We start from the raw sequence: 18059 nt of genomic DNA, 5'->3' as shown, positions 1-18059 counted from the left end.
GTGCTGGTTCTGGTGGCGGTCCATGCGCTGACAGCCGTGATCGCCCCGGCGCTGGTGCGACTCTGGGGACGGCACGCCCTCTATGTGGTCGCGTTGGTCCCTGGAGCGACGCTGGCGTGGGCGTTGACACACACCGGTGACGTCCGCTCCGGCGAGCCCGTGGTCGAGACCGTGACCTGGGTGCCGCAACTCGATCTGGAACTCGCGTTGCGGATGGGCACGCTGTCCTGGTTGATGGTGGTGCTCGTCGGTGGCGTGGGTGCGCTGGTGCTGGCCTACAGCGCCCGCTACTTCCGCTCCGACGACCCCGGCCTGGGGCGCTTCGTCGCGGTGTTCGTGGCCTTCGCCGGTGCGATGCTCGGCCTGGTGGTCTCCGACGACCTGCTGCTGCTGTACGTGTTCTGGGAGCTGACCACCGTCTTCTCCTACCTGCTGATCGGCTACGACCCGGCGAAGCGGGCCAGTCGCCGCGCCGCCATGCAGGCGTTGCTGGTGACCACGCTGGGCGGCCTGGCGATGCTCGCCGGGTTCGTCATGCTCGGCCAGCACGCCGGCAGCTACCGCTGGTCCGTCGTCGCCGAGAACCTGCCCGGCGGCGGCTACCTGGCGGTCGCGCTGGTGCTGATCCTGCTGGGCGCGCTGAGCAAGTCGGCGATCTTCCCGTTCAGCTTCTGGTTGCCGGGCGCCATGGCCGCGCCGACACCGGTCAGCGCGTACCTGCACGCGGCGGCCATGGTCAAAGCGGGCGTCTTCCTGGTCGCCCTGATGGGCCCCGCCGTCGCGGAGGTCACCCCGTGGCGGCCGGTGCTGCTCGTCGGTGGCCTGATCACGATGTTCCTCGGCGGCTGGTCGGCGTTGCGCCAGGTCGACCTCAAGCTGCTGCTGGCGTACGGCACGGTCAGCCAGCTCGGCCTGCTCATGGTGATCCTCGGTGCCGGCACCCGGGACGCCGCCCTGGCCGGCGTGGCGATGGTGCTGGCCCACGCCCTGTTCAAAGCCACCCTCTTCCTCACCGTCGGCATCATCGACCACGCCACCGGCACCCGTGACCTGCGGGAACTCAGCGGCGTCGGGCGTCGCGCCCCCGCCCTGGCCGTGGTGGCGGGGCTCGCCGCCGCCTCCATGGCCGGTCTGCCGCCGATGGCCGGGTTCGTCGCCAAAGAGGCCGCGGTCGAGGCGCTGCTGCACGGCGGCACCGCCGACCTGGCGGTACTCGCCGGTGTGATCTTCGGCTCAGCGCTGACCGTGGCGTACACCCTGCGCTACCTGTGGGGCGCCTTCGCCGACAAGCCCGGCGTCGAGCCCACCACGGTCCGGCCGGTGTCCTGGGCGATCCTCACCCCGGCCGCCGTGCTGGCCGTCGCCGGTGTCGCCGTCGGTGTCCTCGCCCCGGCGGTGGACCGCCTGCTGGCCCCGTACGCCGACCTGTACCGCTCCGCCGAACCCGGCTACCACCTGGCGTTGTGGCATGGCCTGACCCCGGCGCTCGGCCTGTCCGTGCTGGCCGTGGCGGGCGGTGCCGGCCTGTTCGACCTGATGCGTCGTGAGCGGGTCCGGGCCACCATGCGGCTGCCGTTCGACGGTGCCGTGGCGTACAAGAAGTGCATCAACGCCATCGACCGGCTCGCGGTCGAGCTGACCGGTCGGACCCAGCGTGGTTCGCTGCCGTTCTACCTCGGCGTCATCCTGGTGGTGATGGTCGTGTTGCCGGGTGGTGCGCTGCTGGCCGGCAGTCCCTGGCCACAGCGCTTCCATCTGTGGGACACCCCGTTGCAGGGAGTCGCCGCCGCCATGGTGGTGATCGCCGCCGTGATGGCCGCCCGCGCCCTGCGCCGGCTCACCGCGATGATCCTGGTCGGCGTGGCCGGCTACGGCATCGCGCTGATGTTCATCCTGCACGGCGCACCCGATCTGGCGTTGACCCAGTTCCTGGTGGAGACCGTCACGATCGTGATGTTCGTGCTGGTCCTGCGCCGGTTGCCGGCGAAGTTCTCCGAACGCCCGATCCGTTCCAGCCGGCGTGGCCGGGTCGCGATCGGGGTGGCCGTCGGCGCCGTCACCGCCGGCATGGCCTACGTGGCGGCCGGTGCCCGCCAGGCCGTACCGATCTCCGTCGCCTTCCCCGACGAGGCGGTCTCCTACGGCGGCGGCAAGAACGTGGTCAACGTGACCCTGGTCGACATCCGGGCCTGGGACACCATGGGTGAGATCGCGGTGCTGGTGGTGGCCGCGACCGGTGTGGCCAGCCTGATCTTCCGCCATGCCCGCGACCTCGGCCGCCGCGGTGACATCCCCGGCGACGGTCCGACCGAGTACAACCGGCCCCGCTGGTTGACCACCGGCGCCACCGCCCGGTCGCAGTCGGTCATCCTCCAGGTGATCACCCGGCTGCTGTTCCACGCCATCGTGCTGTTCTCCATCTACCTGCTGTTCAGTGGCCACAACGCCCCCGGTGGTGGCTTCGCCGCCGGCCTGGTCGCCGGTCTGGCCCTGGCCGTGCGGTACCTGGCCGGTGGTCGTACCGAACTCAACGGCGCCGCACCCGTCGACGCCGGTGTGGTGCTCGGTGCCGGGCTGTTCGTGGCCGTCGGCACCGGCGTGGCCGCCATGTTGCTCGGCGGGGAGTTCCTGCAGAGCGCCCTGCTCGACTTCCACCTACCGGTGCTGGGTCACATCCACTTCGTCACGTCGGCCTTCTTCGACGTCGGTGTCTACCTGATCGTCGTCGGCCTGGTGCTGGACATCCTGCGCAGCCTCGGCGCCGAGATGGACCGCCAACACGAGACCGAGGGCGACGAGGTACGGGAAAAGGAGCTGGTGTGAGCCCCAACCTCACCTACGTCATCGTGGTCGGCGTGCTCGTCGCCGCCGGCGTGACGCTGCTGCTGGAACGCAGCCTCACCCGGGTGCTGATGGGTGTCATCCTGCTCGGCAACGGCGCGAACCTGCTGCTGCTCACCGGTGGTCGGGCTGGTGCCCCGCCGATCGTCGGCAGCGCCCCGCAGGAGGAGATGAGCGATCCACTGCCGCAGGCGATGATCCTCACCGCCATCGTGATCACCCTGGGCATGACCGCCTTCCTGCTCGCCCTGGCGTACCGCAGTTGGCACCTCAACGGGCACGACGAGGTGCAGGACGACGTCGAGGACCGCCGGATCATGGACCTCGCGGACCGCGACGAGGTACCCGACGACGACGTCGACGGCGACGACGACGAGGAATCCCCGACAACGGACGAGCGGAAGCTGTCCACCACGGCGAACGGAGTGCGGGCCGGATGACGTTCCTCGTACCGCTGCCGGTGGTGATGCCACTGCTCGGCGCGGCCCTGACCCTGCTGCTGCTCGGGCGTCCCCGCGCCCAGCGGTGGGTGAGCCTCACCGTGCTCGCGGCCACCGTCGCGGTGGCCGCGATGCTGCTGATCCAGTCCAGCCTGCACGGACCGCTGGTGGTGGAGGTCGGCGGCTGGGTCGCCCCGCTGGGCATCGTGCTGGTGGCCGACCAGCTCGCCGCGTTGATGCTCGTGGTCTCCGCCGCGGTGACCCTGTGCGTGCTGGTGTACTCCATCGGGCAGGGTATGGCCGACGGCGACGAGGAGACTCCGCTGTCGGTCTACCACCCCACCTACCTGGTGCTGACCGCCGGCGTCTGCAACGCCTTCCTCTCCGGCGACCTGTTCAACCTCTACGTCGGCTTCGAGATCCTGCTGGTGGCCAGCTACGTGCTGCTCACCCTGGGCAGCACCGAGACCCGGATCCGGGCGGGCACCACCTACGTCGTGGTCAGCCTGCTCTCGTCGGTGATCTTCCTGGTCGCCATCGGTCTGGTGTACGCCTCGACCGGCACGCTCAACCTGGCCCAGCTCGCCGACCGGCTCGACGCCCTCCCCGACGACATCCGGCTGCTGTTGCAGGGCATGCTGCTGCTCGCCTTCGGCATCAAGGCCGCGGTGTTCCCGCTGTCGGCCTGGTTGCCGGACAGCTATCCCACCGCACCCGCCCCGGTCACCGCGGTCTTCGCCGGCCTGCTGACCAAAGTCGGCGTGTACGCGATCATCCGTACTGAGACGCTGCTGTTCCCCGGCGGGCGGACCGCGACCCTGCTGCTGGTGACGGCGGTGCTGACCATGGTGGTCGGCATCCTCGGCGCGGTCGCCCAGTCCGACATCAAGCGATTGTTGTCCTTCACACTGATCAGCCACATCGGTTACATGCTCTTCGGCGTCGGGCTCACCTCGTCACTCGGACTGTCCGCGGCGATCTTCTACGTGGTGCACCACATCACCATCCAGACCACCCTCTTCCTCGCCGCCGGGCTTGTCGAGCGAAGAGGGGGCAGCACCGCCATGGACCGCCTCGGTGGCCTGGCCCGGCTGTCGCCGATCCTCGCCGTGCTGTTCTTCGTACCGGCGTTGAATCTCGCCGGCATACCACCGTTCTCCGGGTTCCTCGGCAAGCTCGGCCTGGTGCAGGCCGGCATAGACGACGGCGGCGTGCTGGCCTGGATCCTGGTCGGCGGCGGTCTGCTCACCAGCCTGCTCACCCTGTACGCGGTGGCACGGGTGTGGAACCTGGCCTTCTGGCGGGCGCCGCACCCGGAGATGCCGGCGGCCGACGACGCCGAGCAGGCGGCCCGCACCGAGGGGGCGGTGCAACCGCAGCAGTCCGTTCCCCCGGGGCAGACCGGTGCCGTGCTCCCCGGTCTGATGATCGCGCCGACGGTGGCCCTGGTGGTCTTCGGGCTGGTGCTGACGGTGGTGGCCGGCCCGCTGTTCGACCTGAGTACGGACGCCGCCAACGACCTGCTGCAACGCACCCCGTACGTCGACGCCGTCTTCCCGGGAGGTGCGCCGTGAGACCCGACTCGATGACCCCGGCCGAGCCGACCGACCCGCCGAACAGCTCGCCACTGACCCCGGCCGCCCGGCGTCGTAACCGGATCACTGCGGTGATCTTCCTGGTGGTCGTCTGGATGTTGCTCTGGGGCACGCTGTCGTGGGCCAACCTGATCAGTGGGCTCGTGGTGGCCGCCGTCCTGTTGGCGGTCTTCCCGTTGCCGCCGGTGACCTTCGCGGGGCGGATCCATCCGCTGGGCACGCTCCGGTTCCTGGTGCGCTTCCTGAGTGACCTGGTCGTCGCCTCCGTGCAGATCGCCTGGATGGCGCTGCGTCCCGGGCACGTGCCGCGCAGCGCCATCATCGCGGTGCGCCTGCGGGTGAACACCGACCTCAACCTCACCCTCGCGGCGGAGGCGTTGTCGCTGGTGCCGGGCAGCCTGATCCTGGAGGCAGACCGCGCCACCGGCACCCTGTTCATCCACGTCATCAACGTGGACAGCCTGGACGAGGTGGAGAAGTTCCGGCGCGGGGTGCTGGAGTTGGAGGAGCGCATCGTCGCCGCCATCGGCTCGCCGGACGAACAACGTCGCGTCCGTGAACGTCCACCGCCACCGCTAGACCTGGAAGGGGCAGCGGCATGACCATCGTCGCCGTGACCGTCACCGCGCTGCTCGCCGTGGCCGGCGCGCTCACCCTCACTCGGATCATCCGTGGTCCGTCGATCCTGGACCGTGCGGTCGCCACCGACGTGCTGCTGGCCATCATCGTCGCGGCCATCGCCACCGAGGCCGCCTACAGCAAGGACGCCACCGCGCTTCCGGTGCTGGTGGTGCTCGCGGTCCTCGGATTCGTCGGCTCGGTCAGCGTCGCCCGCTTCGCCGCCCGGAGAAACGACAAATGAGCCTGGACGCCGTACTCGACATCGTCGCCGCCGTCTGTCTGATCAGCGGCGCCCTGCTGAGCCTCGCCGCCGGCATGGCCCTGGTGCGCTTCCCCGACCTGCTCGCCCGCATGCACGCCGCGGCCAAGCCGCAGGTCCTCGGGTTGCTGCTGGTGCTGCTCGGCTGCGGCCTGCGGCTGCGCACCGGCGTGGACATCACCACCCTGGTCCTGATCGGCGTCTTCCAGTTGGCGACCGCCCCGGTAGCCGCCCACATGGTCGGCCGCGCCGCCTACCCCCACGACGACATCCGCACCGACCTCCTCCTCACCGACGAACTAGCCCCCCACCTAGACCGCCTCTCCTCCTCCACCACCACCAACACCCCCTGACCCCAATATCCATTGCCACCCCCCACACCCCCTCATACCCTCTCTCCCAGCCCGCCGCGCACCTCACCCACGCTCACCACAGCGCGCCGATCTTGCACTTTCTGTCGGGGCATAAGCCGCAGAAGTGACGTATCAGCGACCAGAGGTGCAAGATCGGCGGGGAATTGAGGGGGAGGCGTCGTGGGGTACGAGGTGTTGGCGGGGACGCGGGCGCCGGTGCGGGTGTGGACGGATCCTTATGGGATCGAGGAGCAGGCGGCGCGGCAGCTGCGCAACATCGGGGTGTTGCCGTGGGTGCAGGGGGTTGCCGTGATGCCGGACGTGCACTTCGGTAAGGGGGCGACGGTCGGGTCGGTGATCGCGATGCGGCAGGCGGTGTCGCCGGCTGCGGTCGGCGTGGACATCGGTTGCGGCATGTCGGCGGTACGCACCTCGCTGACCGCCGACGATCTGCCCGACGACCTCGCGGGGCTGCGTCGCGCCATCGAGGACGCCATTCCGGTCGGCTTCGCCCAGCGGGACGATCCGGTCGATCCGCGTCGGGTGCGGGGTCTGGAGCAGCGCGGCTGGATCGACTTCTGGCAGCGCTTCGCCGACCTGGACCGTCGGGTGGCGCAGCTGGAGACGCGGGCCCGCCGGCAGTTGGGCACCCTCGGCGGCGGCAACCACTTCATCGAGGTCTGCCTGGAGTCCGGCGGCGCCGACGACGGCCGGGTCTGGCTGATGCTGCACTCCGGGTCGCGCAACATCGGCAAGGAGCTGGCCGAACTGCACATGGCGGTGGCCCGGCGGCTGCCGCACAACGCCGACCTGCCCGACCGGGACCTGGCGGTGTTCCTGTCCGGCACGCCGGAGATGGACGCCTACCGGCGGGACCTGTGGTGGGCGCAGGAGTACGCGCGGCGCAACCGGGCGGTCATGCTCGCCGTGCTGATGAACCTGGTCCGGGACCGCTTCGGGCAGGTCAGCTACGACGAGCCGATCAGCTGCCACCACAACTACGTGGCCGAGGAGCGCTACGACGGGGTGGACGTGCTGGTCACCCGCAAGGGCGCGATCCGGGCCGGTGCCGGTGACCTGGGCATCATCCCCGGATCGATGGGCACCGGGTCGTACATCGTGCGGGGCAAGGGCAACGAGGCGGCGTACTGCTCGGCGTCGCACGGCGCGGGGCGGCGGATGTCGCGCGCCCAGGCCAAGCGGACGTACACCACCGACGACCTGGCCGCGCAGACCTCCGGGGTGGAGTGCCGCAAGGACGCCGGGGTGGTCGACGAGATCCCCGGCGCGTACAAGGACATCACCGAGGTGATGGCCCAGCAGGAGGACCTGGTCGAGGTGGTGGCCCACCTCAAGCAGGTGGTCTGCGTCAAGGGCTGACCAACCACACGCCATGGTCACCGGGCGGCAGCGCGGTGGCTGGGCGACGATGAAGACGTGGCAGTGCAGGCGTACGGCACGCCGAGCCGAACGACCTGCACTGCCGTGCTGGTGCGGGGCGACCCGCGCGGGGAGGTGGTCCGATGGCCGGCGCGCTGCCGTTGCTGCACTCCCTGCCCACCTCCCCGTACGCCGGCTGTGTCGCGGTGCCCGGTCGGCCGGCCTGCGATCGACTACGGCCGTACGTGCTCGGTTATGCGGGGTTTCGGGCGGCGGTCGACGGGCGGCTACGGCGTCGGATGCTGCCGCTGGACCTCACCACGTTGATCGTGGACTTCGGCGGGCGGGGCAGCTGGGTGACCGGTGCGCGGGGCGTCCACTCCGTACACGAGCAGGCGGAGTGGCGGCACGGGGTGGCGATCGGGCTGACGCCGGTGGGGGTGTCCGCGCTGTGGGGCGTACCGGCGGCGAAGCTGGTCGGCGCCACCGTGGACCCGGCGGCGGTGCTCGGGCCCCGGGCGGCCGAGCTGGCGGATCGCCTGGGGTCGGCGTCGGACTGGGCGGCGCGCTTCGCGTTGCTGGACGCGTTGCTGGCCGCGTGGCTGCCAGAGCGGAACCGTCCGCCGCAGGAGGTGGTGACCCGCGCGTGGTGGCGGCTGCACCGGCCAGGTCGGACGGTGGGGGAGGTGGCAGCCGGCCTGGGGATCAGCCGGCGCGGGCTGGAACTGGGCTTCCGGCGGCACATCGGCATGTCACCCAAGACGGTGGCGCGGGTGGCCCGCCTCCAGTACGCGGTGCACCGGCTCGGTCGCCCCGGCGTCGGGCTGTCCCAGGCGGTCGAGTGCGGGTACGCCGACCAGTCGCACCTCACCCGGGAGATGCGGGCGCTGGCCGGGCTCACCCCGGCGGCGCTGTTCGCATTCCTGCAAGACCTCCGGACACCGCCCGCCTAACGTCGCAGGCATGACGTTGCGGGGAAAGACGGCGGTGGTGACCGGCGGTTCGCGGGGGATCGGACGGGCTGTCGTACGGCGTCTCGCCTCCGACGGCGCGCGGGTGGTGTTCAGCTATCGCGACAACGTGACCGCCGCCGCCGAGCTGGCCGACGAGTTCGCGCAGGTCACCGCGGTCCGCGCCGACCAGGCCGACCTGGGCAGCCTCGACGCGCTGTTCGGCGCGGTGCCCGACGGCCTGGACATCCTGGTGAACAACGCGGCGATCAACCCGCCCTCGGCCATCGCGGAGCTGACCGGCGCACAGTTCGACCTGGTGATGACGGTCAACGTCAAGTTCGCCGCCCTCGCGATCCGGCGGGCCGCCGAGGTGATGCGCGACCACGGCCGGATCGTCAACATCTCCACCCTGAACACCGTCGTACCTGCCCCCGGTGCCGTCCTCTACTGCGCCAGCAAGGCGGCGCTGGAGCAGTTCACCGCCGTCGCCGCCCGCGAACTGGGCGGCCGGGGCATCACGGTCAACGCCGTCGCCCCGGGCGCCACCGACACCGACCTGCTGCGCGAGCGCAACCCGCCCGAGGCGCTGGCCGCGGCGGTGGCGTCGACCGCGCTGGCCCGCCTCGGCCGCCCCGAGGACATCGCCGACGTGGTGGCCTTCCTCGCCGGCCCGGACGCCCGCTGGATCACCGGCCAAACCCTCCGCGCCACCGGCGGCCTACTCCTCTAACCCCTCCTCCCTCCCTGCGCCCCTCTTTCCCCGCGCTCCCGCTCCTCGCCCCGCGCCCTCGCTCTCTCCCCGTCGATCTTGCACTTCCTGTCGCGGCATAAGCCACGAAACACCACGTATCGGCGACCAAAAGTGCAAGATCGACGGGCGGGGACCCGCGGCGGGGACGCGCGGCGGGGACGCGCGGCGGGGACGTGGGGCGGGGTGGGGGTAGGTTGGGTGGTTGTGGGTGGGGTGGGGGATGTTCGGGCGGCGCTTGCTCAGGTGGCGGATGCCGGGCGGGCGGCGGGGGTGAGTCGGTACCTGCAGATGGTGCCGGGTGGGTATGGCGAGGGGGATCGGGCCATCGGTGTCACCGTGCCGGAGCAGCGGCGGGTGGCTGGGCGGTACTGGCGTCAGTTGTCGCTGGATGACGTGGCGACGTTGTTGGGTGGCGACGTGCATGAGGAGCGGCTGACGGCGATCTTCGTGCTGGTGCGGAAGTTCGCCAAGGGCGACGAAAGGGAGCGCGAGGCGATCTTCCGGCTGGTGCTGGCCAACACGGAGCGGATCAACAACTGGGACCTGGTGGACTCGTGCGCACCGTACCTCGTCGGGCCCTGGCTGATCGACAAGGACCGCGCGGTCCTCGATCGGTGGGCCGGTTCCGAGCTGGTGTGGGAGCGGCGGATGGCGATCATGGCGACCTTCGCCTTTATCAAGGCCGGCGACTTCGGGTGGACCCTGCGGCTCGCCGAGCGGTTGCGGGGCGACCCGCACGACCTCGTCCACAAGGCCGTCGGCTGGATGCTGCGTGAAGTGGGCAACCGGGACCGGGCGGTGGCCGAGGAGTTCCTGTCCCGGTGGCACCGGGACATGCCTCGGGTGATGCTGCGGTACGCGATCGAGAAGTTCGAGCCGGAGCGACGACGCCAGTATCTGTCCGGTGTGCTCACCCCGTACCGGTGAGGTACGCGGGCTACAGCCAGCCCTTGTGGTACGCCACCCGGGCCGCCTCGTGCGGGTCGGGTGCCCCGGTCTTCGACACGGCGGCCACCACGTGCGCCTGGAGGGTCGCGCTCGACAGCCCGAAGACCGACCGCAGCGCCGCTACCGGCATGCCGTCGTGCAGCGCGGCCAGGATGCCGCGTTCGCGCTGGGTCAGCGGGCCGGTTCGGGGACGTTCGGCCGGCCCGGCCGACGCGGAACTGCTGTCGGCGAGTTCGATGTCGATGACCCGGCGTCCGGCGTACACATCCCGGATGGCGCGGCACAGCCGATCGCTCGGCGCGTCCTTGACCAGGAAACCAGCCACCCCGGCCTGCATGGCCCGGTCGAAGTTGCCCGGCGTGCCGACGCTGGTCAGCACCAGGATGCGGACCGGTGAACCGGCGTCCTTGAGCCGCTGGGCGGCGACGATGCCGTCCATGCCGGGCAGGTCGATGTCGACCACCGCGACGTCCGGCCGGTGCTGTTCGATCTCGGCCAGGATGGTGTCACCGCGCTCGGTCTCCGCGACCACGGTGATGTCGCTCTCCAACGACATCAGGGCCACCAACGCACCCCGGATGAGGTTCTGATCCTCAGCCACCAACACCCTGATCATGGCTTCTCCTCGGTTGTCAGCACGGTACGAGCACGGTGAGGACGAATTCGCCGCCGGCGCGGTGCCCGGCGGTGAGGGTTCCGCCCAGCGGGGCCAGGCGCTCGGCCAGACCGGTGAGCCCACTGCCACCGATGTCGTCGGTGGGCGCGGGGGAGGCCGCGCCGTCGTTGGCGACATCGAGGCGTACCTCGTCGGCGGAGCGGTGCATGCTGATGTGGCAGCGGCTGGCGCTGCTGTGGCGCAGCAGGTTGGTCGCCGCCTCGCGGACGGCCCAGGCGAGCACCTCCTCGACCGGTGCGGGCAGGGCCTCGACCGGTGTCGCGACCTCGCACCGCACGCCGGCGGCGACCAGGACGGACTGCACGCCCTCCAGCTCCCGTTGCAGCGAGTCGCGGCGGTAGCCCTTGACGACCGTGCGGACATCGCGCAGCGAGTCGCGGGCGATGCCGTACACGTCGTTGAGTTCCGACCGGGCGCGGGCCGAGTCGCGGTCGAGCAGCCGCAGGGCGAGTTCGCTCTTGAGCGCGATGGCGGAAAGGTTGTGGCCCAGGGTGTCGTGCAGGTCGCGGGCGAACCGGACCCGTTCCGCGTCGACGGCGAGGCGGGCGACCTCGGCCCGGGCGGCGAACAGTTCCTCGATGAACGCGACGAGCACGATGATGCCGGCCAGCGCGGCGCCGGTGAGCACGTCCTGCACGGTCAGGAAGACGACGCCCGGGGTGTCGAGCATGATCCGTTCCACCGTGATCAGGACGAGCACCCCGACGGCCAGGAGCAGGCCGTAGCGGGGACGGAAGGTGACCGCCACGGCGGCGAGCGCCAGGAAGCCGATCACCTGCCAGTTCCGGTCGACGAGCACCGGCAGCAGCAGCACGATGCCGGTGACCAGCAGGGCGTCGTCACGCCTGCGGTTGCTCCACGGATGGCGCATGGCGTGGGTGACGAGCCGGATGAAGGCGGTGGCGACGACCGCGAAGCCGCCGGCGCCGACGGTCACCACCCACCAGGAGCGACCCTCGGTGACCGCGGTGACGATGGGCAGCAGACCGAAGGCGAGCATGACGACCGTGAAGACGTACGCGACGGTACGGGTGACCACGACCGCCCGGGCCCGGCGAACCTGCCCGGCGGCGGGCGTGTCAGCGCCCGCCGCCGGGGTGAGGGACTGAACGGTGCCGGAGGTCATCTCAGGCACTCATCCCGACACAGGCACCCGGGCAGCTGACGGTGCCGATCGTGGCCATCGCCGCGCCGGCCGTGGTGCTCAGGTCCTCGACGGCGATCTCGCCCGGCGCGGGCGGTAGATCGGGAATCTCGTCGTCGGCACCGAGCACGATCCCGTACTCGGCCAGGACGGCGGCGGGGTCGAGCTGGTATCGATTGGCGAGGGTGGGATCGGACCACGCATCGGCGACCAACCGAGCAAAGCGGGTACGGTGTTCCGCCGGTACAGAGGCCATCGGTTTCTCCCTCCACGCGACCGGGCCGGGGCGCCCCGCGCTGCCTGGCGCTGACGGGGGACAGCGGGACAGGCGGCGCGGGACGCCGGCACCGGGTGGGTCAGTTGACGATCGGCTCTTCGATGCCGAACGTGCCGGCGGTGCTGGCGGTGAAGGCGGTACCACCGATGGTGCTGATCGAGCTCGCGCTGCCCAGCGTGCCCTCGGCGGCGCCGGCCGCGACGGCCTCCAGCGCCTCCATGCTCAGGTCGCCGCTCGGCTTCGGCGGCAGCAGCGGCGGGGCCACCGCGGCGGGGTAGTCGATGCCGTGCTCGGCCAGCACCTCGTACGGGGTGTTCTGGTAGCGGTCAGCGAACTCGGTGTCGGACCAGGCGCTCGACACGATCTTGGCAAACTTCCGGCGGTCCTCGTCCGACAGGACGTAGATCCCTTCGGCCATGACGATCCTCCTCGTACCGCGCCGGCGGGGGCCGGCGCTTGGCGATGTGCGAGGAGCGGACATCTGGACTGTCCGCTGCTCCGGTGGACGCAGGATTGCGGCACCGGGCCGCCTCCGGAGAGTCACCGGTCTGCTGCTCTCCGGCGGATCGGCCACACACATGGTGGCGTCAGGCGAGCGATCTCAAACAGTCATCATCGACACGATCTGTGCATGACGAGTGTCATGTGCGACCGCCGGACCGTGGACACGACGACGCCACCCTCGCGCGGTGCGAGGGTGGCGTCGGTCCTGGTCAGGCGCTGATCCAGCCCCGGTCGCGGGCGATGCGGATCGCGTCCACCCGGTTGCGGGCCCCGATCTTCGACATGATGGCCGACAGGTAGTTGCGGACGGTCCCCGGTGCCAGATAGAGCTTCGCGGCGACGTCGGCGACGTCGGAGCCCTTGGCGACGTGGGTGAGGACGTCGCGCTCGCGTTCGGTCAACGGGTTGGGGCCATGGTGGAACGCCGCCACGACGATCTCGGAGTCGATCACCCGTTCGCCCCGGTGCACCCGCCGGATGGCGTCGGCCAACCGGGCCGGCGGGGCGTCCTTGGGCAGGAAGCCGGAGACCCCGATCAGCATTGCCCGGGCGATGTTCGCCGAGTCGGCGTGGCTGGTCAGCATGATGGTCCGGCAGGTCGGCAACTGTTGGCTCAGCGCGCCGGCCGCCGCCAGGCCGTCGATGCCGGGCAGTCCGATGTCGAGTACGGCCACGTCGGGCCGGTGTGTCAACGCGTTGGGCAGGATCGCGGTGCCCTCGGCCACCTCCGCCACCACCTCGAGGTCCGGCTCCAGGGACAGCAGCGCGACGAGCGCACCGCGAACCATGTGCATGTCCTCGGCCAGCAAAATCCTGATCATCGGGTTGCCTCCACCATCGCTGCCTTCGTGACCAGGCTCGGCACGAAGACCACAAGTTCGAAAGATCCGCCACCGACCGGGCCGGCGTGCAGCTGCCCGTTCAGTTCGAGCAGCCGCTCCCGCAGACCTTCCAGACCGCTGCCCGCCGGATGCGGTGGTCCGGGAGGTACGCCGTCGTTGACGATCCGCAGTACGAGGCCGTCGTCCTGCGGTCGTAGGGTGATCGAGCAGTGCCGGGCGATGCTGTGCCGCAGCACGTTGGTGGCGCCTTCCCGCAGGGCGAACGCCAGCGGGGTGGCGGCGTCGGGCGGCAGGGTGTCCAGTGGCACGGTGTCCACCTCGCACTCGATGCCGGCCGAGGTGAGCACCGAGGTCACCCCGGTCATCTCGCCGGCGAGCGAGACGCTGCGATACCCGGCCACCACCTCCCGGATGTCGCGGTGCGCCTCCCGGGCCAGCCCGATCACCTCGTTGATCTCCCGCTCCGCGGACTCCGGGCGGCTGTGCAGGACGGCGGCGGCCAACTCGCCCTTGAGCGCGATCGCGCAGAGCTGGTGCCCGAGCACGTCGTGCAGATCGCGGGCGAAGCGCAGCCGTTCGACGTCGACGGCCCGGTGGGCGAGCGTGGCCCGCAGCCGGTGCACCTCCCACACCAGGGTCGCCATCTTCACGAAACCGAAGACCACCGCGCCGGTCAGCGCGACGCCGAGCGTGGCGTACGCGATGTCGCTGGGTTCTTCGTGCACGAGCAGGGCGAACGGGATCTCCGCCAGCACCACCGCGAGGTAGGCGACATAGGACAGTGGCGAACGCAGGGTGATCAGCAGGGAGGCGGCCAGGAAGGACGGCACGCCCAGCCACGCGTCGCCGGCCAGCGGGGCCGGCGCGTACGACAGGATCGCCTGCAGCAGCAGGGTCCACGACCAGGTGACCGGCGGCTCGCCGCGCAGCCCGTGCCAGGTGTGCCGGAACTGCAGCAGCGCCACCCCGGTCAGCGCGAGCAGGGCCAGCCCGGCGTTCGGCACCGGCTGTGTGGTGATCACGCGGGAAGCGGGAATGCTCAGGTAGGCGATGGAGAGGAGGAAGACCAGCGTCTGGGCGGTCCGTACGGCGACGCCCGTCGTCGCACTCGCCGCATGGGGCGCACTGCCCACGTCGACCATCTCTAGTTACCCCCAAGCACTTGCCCGGAAATCCTCACATTCGTCGATGGGGGGCAACAACCAGCCGAACAGATGCCGTTATTCGACCGCCCTACCGCTTTCCTTCCCAGCGGAAGAAGCGCCGTGTGGTGATCACACCGACCGCCCACCAGACACCGAGCACCGCCGCGTCCCGGGGCAGCGCGCCGCCTCCGTAGAACGCGGCCCGGACCGCGTCGGCCAACGCGGTGACCGGCAGCAGTTCCGCGATCGTCCGTAGCCAGTCCGGGAAGACCGACAATGGCACGAAAATTCCCGAGCAGGCGAAACAGGCGAACAGCACGGGAATGCAGAGAATCTGTGCGCTTTCCGCATTGGGGATGAGTGCCGTGTAGGCGGCCGCCAGCACGGCGAACACCGCGGTCCCGTACGCCAGGGCCACCATCAGCAGGAGCGGATTCTCCGGCGCCGGCACGCCCAGGGCGAGCAGCCCGATGGTCAGCAGCAACACCAACTGCAACCCACTGAGGACGTACGCGGTGAGCACGTTGCCGGCCAGGATCGACCGGTTGGGCAGCTCGGTGCCGCGTAACCGTTTGAGGATCAACGCGTCCCGTCGGCTGGTCAACGTCACCACCAGGGTGGTGAACGTGGAGTACACCGTGATCATGGCGATCATGGCGGTCAGGAAGTGACCCCGGTAGGGCACCCCGTCCCAGTCCAGGCCCGCCGGCACGGTGAACGGGATGCTGACGCACATCGCCACCGGCACCAGGAACGTCGGCACCACCAGGGCCCGGTTGCGCCAGAACAGCCGCTGCTCCAGCCGCCACACCGCCACCGACCCGCCGACCACCGTCACCGCGCTCATCGGTGCCCCACCTTCTCCGGCACGGCACCGATCGGGCCGCCCTGCCGATCATCGCTCAGCCCCAGGTAGACCTCTTCCAGGCTGGCCGGTCGGACCACCACCTGCGGCAGCACCCGGCCCCGGGCCGCCGCCCAGGCGAACACCTCGGCGGCCGTCTCGTCGAGCCTGCGGGTACGGATCACGACGCGGCCGGCGGCGTACTCGGCCGGCCAGTCGGCGGGCAGATCCTCCGGCAGCCGGTCGGCTGCGAAACTGACCGTGCCCGTCCCGGCGGACAGCACGGTCGGCAGGTCGCCGGAGACCGTCAGCCGCCCGGCCTCCATCATCAGCACCCGACCGGCCAGCCGTTCCGCCTCCTGCAGGTAGTGCGTGGTCAGCAGCACTGTCGTGCCGGCCAGCGCCAACCCCTCGATGACCTGCCAGGTGTTCTGCCGGGCCTCCGGGTCCAGCCCGGTGGTCGGCTCGTCGAGGAACAGCACCTGTGGTCGGTGCAGGATCGCCAGCGCCAGGTCCAGGCGGCGGCGCTGCCCGCCGGACAACCGGCCGACCCGGATCCGGGCCTGGGCGCGCAGGTCCACCAGATCGAGCACCTCGTCGCGGGGCAGCGGATCCCGGCCGAACCGGCGCCACGCCTGCACCGTCTCCGCCACGGTCAACTCACCGAGGAAACCGGCCTCCTGCAACATGATGCCGACGTGGCGGCGCACCGTCGCCCGGTCCCGGTACGGGTCGCCGCCGGCCACCCGTACCCGCCCCGAGGTCGCCGCCCGGTGCCCGGCCAGCACCTGCATGGTGCTGGTCTTCCCGGCGCCGTTGCGGCCCAGCAGGGCCACCACCTCACCGGGCGTCACCTGGAAGCTCACCCCTCGGACGGCGTGCACCGAGCCGTACGCCACCGTCAGGTCGTTCACCTCGATCATGACGGCTCCTCCGGTACGGCGCGGTCGTGGCGGGCGGCGCTGAGCAACCGGCCGGCCCGTCTCGCCCAGTCCGGGTCGTTGGCGCCGCGCCAGTTGGTCCGGCCCTGGTGCGGGTCGGTGCCGTCGGCCCAGCGCGGCAGGCTGCCGAGCATGAACTCGCCGACCGACGACTCGACCTGCCAGTCCAGCCCGAAGGCCCGCGCCGACAGGTGGGCGTCCCCGCTGCCGAGGCCGCAGGGGGCCAGCCCCATCGCGGTCGCGACCAGGTACGCGGTCTGGTAGGCCACCCCGACGTGCTTGAGGGTGGCCGCGTACCCCATCGCGTCGTACTTCCAGGTCAGGCGGCCGAAGCGGGAGGTGAAGGTGATCAGCGCGTCGGGTGTGGGGGTGCCGCCGGTGGCCTGCGCGGCACCGGCGAGCAGCCCCTGGATCAGCGTCGGATCGTCGCAGACCTGGACCAGCCGGTGTTCCCAGGCGTCGTAGTGGTAGGCGGCCCTCGGCAGACCGGCCACCCGGTGCGCGGTGACGTAGATTTCCAGGTCACCGGAGGCGCCCCCGGTCGGGTACGGCCGGTCGACGCCCTCGTACGGCATCCGGTTGTCGTGGTCGGGCCCGTACACCGAGCGCACCCGACCGACCCGGTAGAGGAACTCGCCGAGTTGCGCCAGCGTCATCGGTTCGACACCGAATCCCCGCACCGACCGGCGGGCCTCCTGCACCAGCACCAGCGGCGGATCGGTGGCCCGCAACGCGTCGAAGTCCGGTCGGGGCAGTACCACCGCCGGGCCGGCCGGGGCCGGTTTGACCGGCGGCAGCGGTGGCCGTACGTCGACGAACGGGAAGGTGGCCCCGAACGACTCGTCGGTGCGCCCGCACCGGCTGCGGGAGTGGAAGTACAGCTCGTGCGGGTCCCACTGGTCGGCGGCCGGGTCGACCGCGTCGGTGAGCTGGGCGGCGGCGAGGAAACCGACCAGGTGCCGGATCGCGGTCTCGTCCAACCCCAGCCGGGCGGCCAGGTCCGCCACCGTGCGCGGCTCGGCGAGCGCGCCGACCAGGGCGAGCGCCTGCTCGTGCAGCACACCGACCCGAAACGGCGCGAGGCCCGACTCGACCACCATCCGGCCGTCCCGGCGGCGCAGCAGCGCCAGCCGGGACAGCGCCACCGCAGCATTACCGGTGTACGGGCGGTGGGTGAACCGCAGGTCGCCGGTCAACGCGGTCACCCGCAGCCAGCCCGGCTCACCGGCCGGACCGATCTGCTGCTCCAGCGCGTTGCCGATCCGGTCGAGCAGCCAGTGCAGCCGGGCCAGTACGGCGATCTCGTCGTCGGTCGCGGTGGCCCCGGCGGTGGCCAGCGCCAGCCGCTCCAGGTCGGTCGGTGTCACCTCGGTCGTGGCGAGGGCCTGCAGCACCGCGACCATCGGCCGGTCGCGTTCGCCCACGGCGACCCGGCCGAACCGGGACCACAGGGCGAGCTGCCCGCCGCCGGAGGTCAGCCGGCTCGACGGGTCCAGCCGCAGAAGTCGCTCGTACGGCCGGGTCGACTGGGTCAGGGTCATCGCA

General features: G+C 71.1%; 19 protein-coding genes. 10 read left to right on the top strand and 9 right to left on the bottom strand.

Annotation, left to right across the window (positions count from 1 at the left end):
* The 10 genes from JMF97_RS09505 (at window position 1) to JMF97_RS09460 (ending at window position 10120) form a co-directional block, all read left to right on the top strand.
* Window positions 1-2823 (top strand): Na+/H+ antiporter subunit A, encoded by a 2823-nt coding sequence (locus JMF97_RS09505; RefSeq protein ID WP_203221204.1) that lies wholly within the window; start codon window positions 1-3, stop codon window positions 2821-2823.
* Entirely contained in the window at window positions 2820-3281 is a 462-nt protein-coding gene (locus JMF97_RS09500) for a Na(+)/H(+) antiporter subunit C (RefSeq protein ID WP_203221203.1), read from the top strand. The genes JMF97_RS09505 and JMF97_RS09500 overlap by 4 nt, the downstream gene beginning before the upstream one ends.
* Window positions 3278-4855, top strand: coding sequence for a Na+/H+ antiporter subunit D (locus JMF97_RS09495; RefSeq protein ID WP_203221202.1), 1578 nt, complete (start codon window positions 3278-3280; stop codon window positions 4853-4855). The genes JMF97_RS09500 and JMF97_RS09495 overlap by 4 nt, the downstream gene beginning before the upstream one ends.
* Window positions 4852-5478 carry a Na+/H+ antiporter subunit E gene (locus JMF97_RS09490; RefSeq protein ID WP_307816840.1) on the top strand — a complete coding sequence of 209 codons (627 nt, stop codon included), beginning with the start codon at window positions 4852-4854 and terminating at the stop codon, window positions 5476-5478. The genes JMF97_RS09495 and JMF97_RS09490 overlap by 4 nt, the downstream gene beginning before the upstream one ends.
* The gene (locus JMF97_RS09485) at window positions 5475-5738 is read left to right on the top strand and encodes a monovalent cation/H+ antiporter complex subunit F (protein ID WP_013733754.1); all 264 of its coding nucleotides are present in this window, start codon (window positions 5475-5477) and stop codon (window positions 5736-5738) included. The genes JMF97_RS09490 and JMF97_RS09485 overlap by 4 nt, the downstream gene beginning before the upstream one ends.
* On the top strand, window positions 5735-6109 hold the full coding sequence (gene mnhG, locus JMF97_RS09480) for a monovalent cation/H(+) antiporter subunit G (RefSeq protein ID WP_203221201.1): 375 nt from the start codon (window positions 5735-5737) through the stop codon (window positions 6107-6109). Before JMF97_RS09485 ends, mnhG begins: the two co-directional genes overlap by 4 nt.
* Window positions 6110-6289: 180 nt before the next feature.
* The gene (locus tag JMF97_RS09475) at window positions 6290-7489 is read left to right on the top strand and encodes an RtcB family protein (RefSeq protein WP_203221200.1); all 1200 of its coding nucleotides are present in this window, start codon (window positions 6290-6292) and stop codon (window positions 7487-7489) included.
* 143 nt (window positions 7490-7632) lie between these two features.
* Entirely contained in the window at window positions 7633-8442 is an 810-nt protein-coding gene (locus tag JMF97_RS09470; RefSeq protein ID WP_203221199.1) for a helix-turn-helix domain-containing protein, read from the top strand.
* 10 nt (window positions 8443-8452) lie between these two features.
* The gene (locus tag JMF97_RS09465) at window positions 8453-9172 is read left to right on the top strand and encodes an SDR family oxidoreductase (protein WP_203221198.1); all 720 of its coding nucleotides are present in this window, start codon (window positions 8453-8455) and stop codon (window positions 9170-9172) included.
* Between the two features lie 204 nt (window positions 9173-9376).
* Window positions 9377-10120 carry a DNA alkylation repair protein gene (locus JMF97_RS09460; RefSeq protein ID WP_307816838.1) on the top strand — a complete coding sequence of 248 codons (744 nt, stop codon included), beginning with the start codon at window positions 9377-9379 and terminating at the stop codon, window positions 10118-10120.
* A 10-nt stretch (window positions 10121-10130) separates the two neighbouring features.
* On the opposite strand, the gene JMF97_RS09455 is transcribed toward JMF97_RS09460, so the two are convergent.
* The 9 genes from JMF97_RS09455 to JMF97_RS09415 all read right to left on the bottom strand — a co-directional run bounded on the left by JMF97_RS09455 (window position 10131) and on the right by JMF97_RS09415 (window position 18055).
* The gene (locus JMF97_RS09455; protein ID WP_203221196.1) at window positions 10131-10757 is read right to left on the bottom strand and encodes a response regulator transcription factor; all 627 of its coding nucleotides are present in this window, start codon (window positions 10755-10757) and stop codon (window positions 10131-10133) included.
* 16 nt (window positions 10758-10773) lie between these two features.
* Window positions 10774-11943: a sensor histidine kinase gene (locus tag JMF97_RS09450; protein ID WP_203221195.1), complete on the bottom strand. Its 1170-nt coding sequence runs from the start codon at window positions 11941-11943 to the stop codon at window positions 10774-10776.
* A gap of 1 nt (window position 11944) precedes the next feature.
* On the bottom strand, window positions 11945-12217 hold the full coding sequence (locus JMF97_RS09445; RefSeq protein ID WP_203221194.1) for a TIGR04351 family putative TOMM peptide: 273 nt from the start codon (window positions 12215-12217) through the stop codon (window positions 11945-11947).
* A gap of 100 nt (window positions 12218-12317) precedes the next feature.
* Window positions 12318-12656 (bottom strand): TIGR04351 family putative TOMM peptide, encoded by a 339-nt coding sequence (locus tag JMF97_RS09440; RefSeq protein WP_013733761.1) that lies wholly within the window; start codon window positions 12654-12656, stop codon window positions 12318-12320.
* Between the two features lie 295 nt (window positions 12657-12951).
* Window positions 12952-13563 carry a response regulator transcription factor gene (locus tag JMF97_RS09435; protein ID WP_203221193.1) on the bottom strand — a complete coding sequence of 204 codons (612 nt, stop codon included), beginning with the start codon at window positions 13561-13563 and terminating at the stop codon, window positions 12952-12954.
* Window positions 13560-14717, bottom strand: coding sequence for a sensor histidine kinase (locus JMF97_RS31965; protein ID WP_203221192.1), 1158 nt, complete (start codon window positions 14715-14717; stop codon window positions 13560-13562). Before JMF97_RS31965 ends, JMF97_RS09435 begins: the two co-directional genes overlap by 4 nt.
* Window positions 14718-14817: 100 nt before the next feature.
* Complete coding sequence (locus JMF97_RS09425) at window positions 14818-15576, bottom strand: ABC transporter permease (RefSeq protein ID WP_013733764.1); 759 nt, start codon at window positions 15574-15576, stop codon at window positions 14818-14820.
* On the bottom strand, window positions 15573-16496 hold the full coding sequence (locus tag JMF97_RS09420) for an ABC transporter ATP-binding protein (RefSeq protein WP_203221191.1): 924 nt from the start codon (window positions 16494-16496) through the stop codon (window positions 15573-15575). Before JMF97_RS09420 ends, JMF97_RS09425 begins: the two co-directional genes overlap by 4 nt.
* Window positions 16493-18055, bottom strand: a complete 1563-nt coding sequence (locus tag JMF97_RS09415) for a SagB/ThcOx family dehydrogenase (RefSeq protein ID WP_203221190.1) — start codon at window positions 18053-18055, stop codon at window positions 16493-16495. Before JMF97_RS09415 ends, JMF97_RS09420 begins: the two co-directional genes overlap by 4 nt.
* Window positions 18056-18059: the final 4 nt, after the last annotated feature.

The sequence above is a fragment of the Micromonospora fiedleri genome, from assembly GCF_016774385.1.
GTDB classification, from domain to species: Bacteria; Actinomycetota; Actinomycetes; order Mycobacteriales; family Micromonosporaceae; genus Micromonospora; species Micromonospora gifhornensis.
Note: the sequence above shows the minus strand (reverse complement) of the source record. Positions and strands in the feature narration are given on the sequence as shown.

What these genes read in the sequence shown, in the direction of transcription:
- JMF97_RS09445 (WP_203221194.1), bottom strand. Translation starts at nt 12,217, where the DNA reads ATGGCCTCTGTACCGGCGGAACACCGTACCCGCTTTGCTCGGTTGGTC.
- JMF97_RS09415 (WP_203221190.1), bottom strand. Translation starts at nt 18,055, where the DNA reads ATGACCCTGACCCAGTCGACCCGGCCGTACGAGCGACTTCTGCGGCTG.
- JMF97_RS09485 (WP_013733754.1), top strand. Translation starts at nt 5,475, where the DNA reads ATGACCATCGTCGCCGTGACCGTCACCGCGCTGCTCGCCGTGGCCGGC.
- JMF97_RS09425 (WP_013733764.1), bottom strand. Translation starts at nt 15,576, where the DNA reads ATGAGCGCGGTGACGGTGGTCGGCGGGTCGGTGGCGGTGTGGCGGCTG.
- JMF97_RS09470 (WP_203221199.1), top strand. Translation starts at nt 7,633, where the DNA reads ATGGCCGGCGCGCTGCCGTTGCTGCACTCCCTGCCCACCTCCCCGTAC.
- JMF97_RS09420 (WP_203221191.1), bottom strand. Translation starts at nt 16,496, where the DNA reads ATGATCGAGGTGAACGACCTGACGGTGGCGTACGGCTCGGTGCACGCC.
- mnhG (WP_203221201.1), top strand. Translation starts at nt 5,735, where the DNA reads ATGAGCCTGGACGCCGTACTCGACATCGTCGCCGCCGTCTGTCTGATC.
- JMF97_RS09435 (WP_203221193.1), bottom strand. Translation starts at nt 13,563, where the DNA reads ATGATCAGGATTTTGCTGGCCGAGGACATGCACATGGTTCGCGGTGCG.
- JMF97_RS09495 (WP_203221202.1), top strand. Translation starts at nt 3,278, where the DNA reads ATGACGTTCCTCGTACCGCTGCCGGTGGTGATGCCACTGCTCGGCGCG.
- JMF97_RS09465 (WP_203221198.1), top strand. Translation starts at nt 8,453, where the DNA reads ATGACGTTGCGGGGAAAGACGGCGGTGGTGACCGGCGGTTCGCGGGGG.
- JMF97_RS09440 (WP_013733761.1), bottom strand. Translation starts at nt 12,656, where the DNA reads ATGGCCGAAGGGATCTACGTCCTGTCGGACGAGGACCGCCGGAAGTTT.
- JMF97_RS09450 (WP_203221195.1), bottom strand. Translation starts at nt 11,943, where the DNA reads ATGACCTCCGGCACCGTTCAGTCCCTCACCCCGGCGGCGGGCGCTGAC.
- JMF97_RS09455 (WP_203221196.1), bottom strand. Translation starts at nt 10,757, where the DNA reads ATGATCAGGGTGTTGGTGGCTGAGGATCAGAACCTCATCCGGGGTGCG.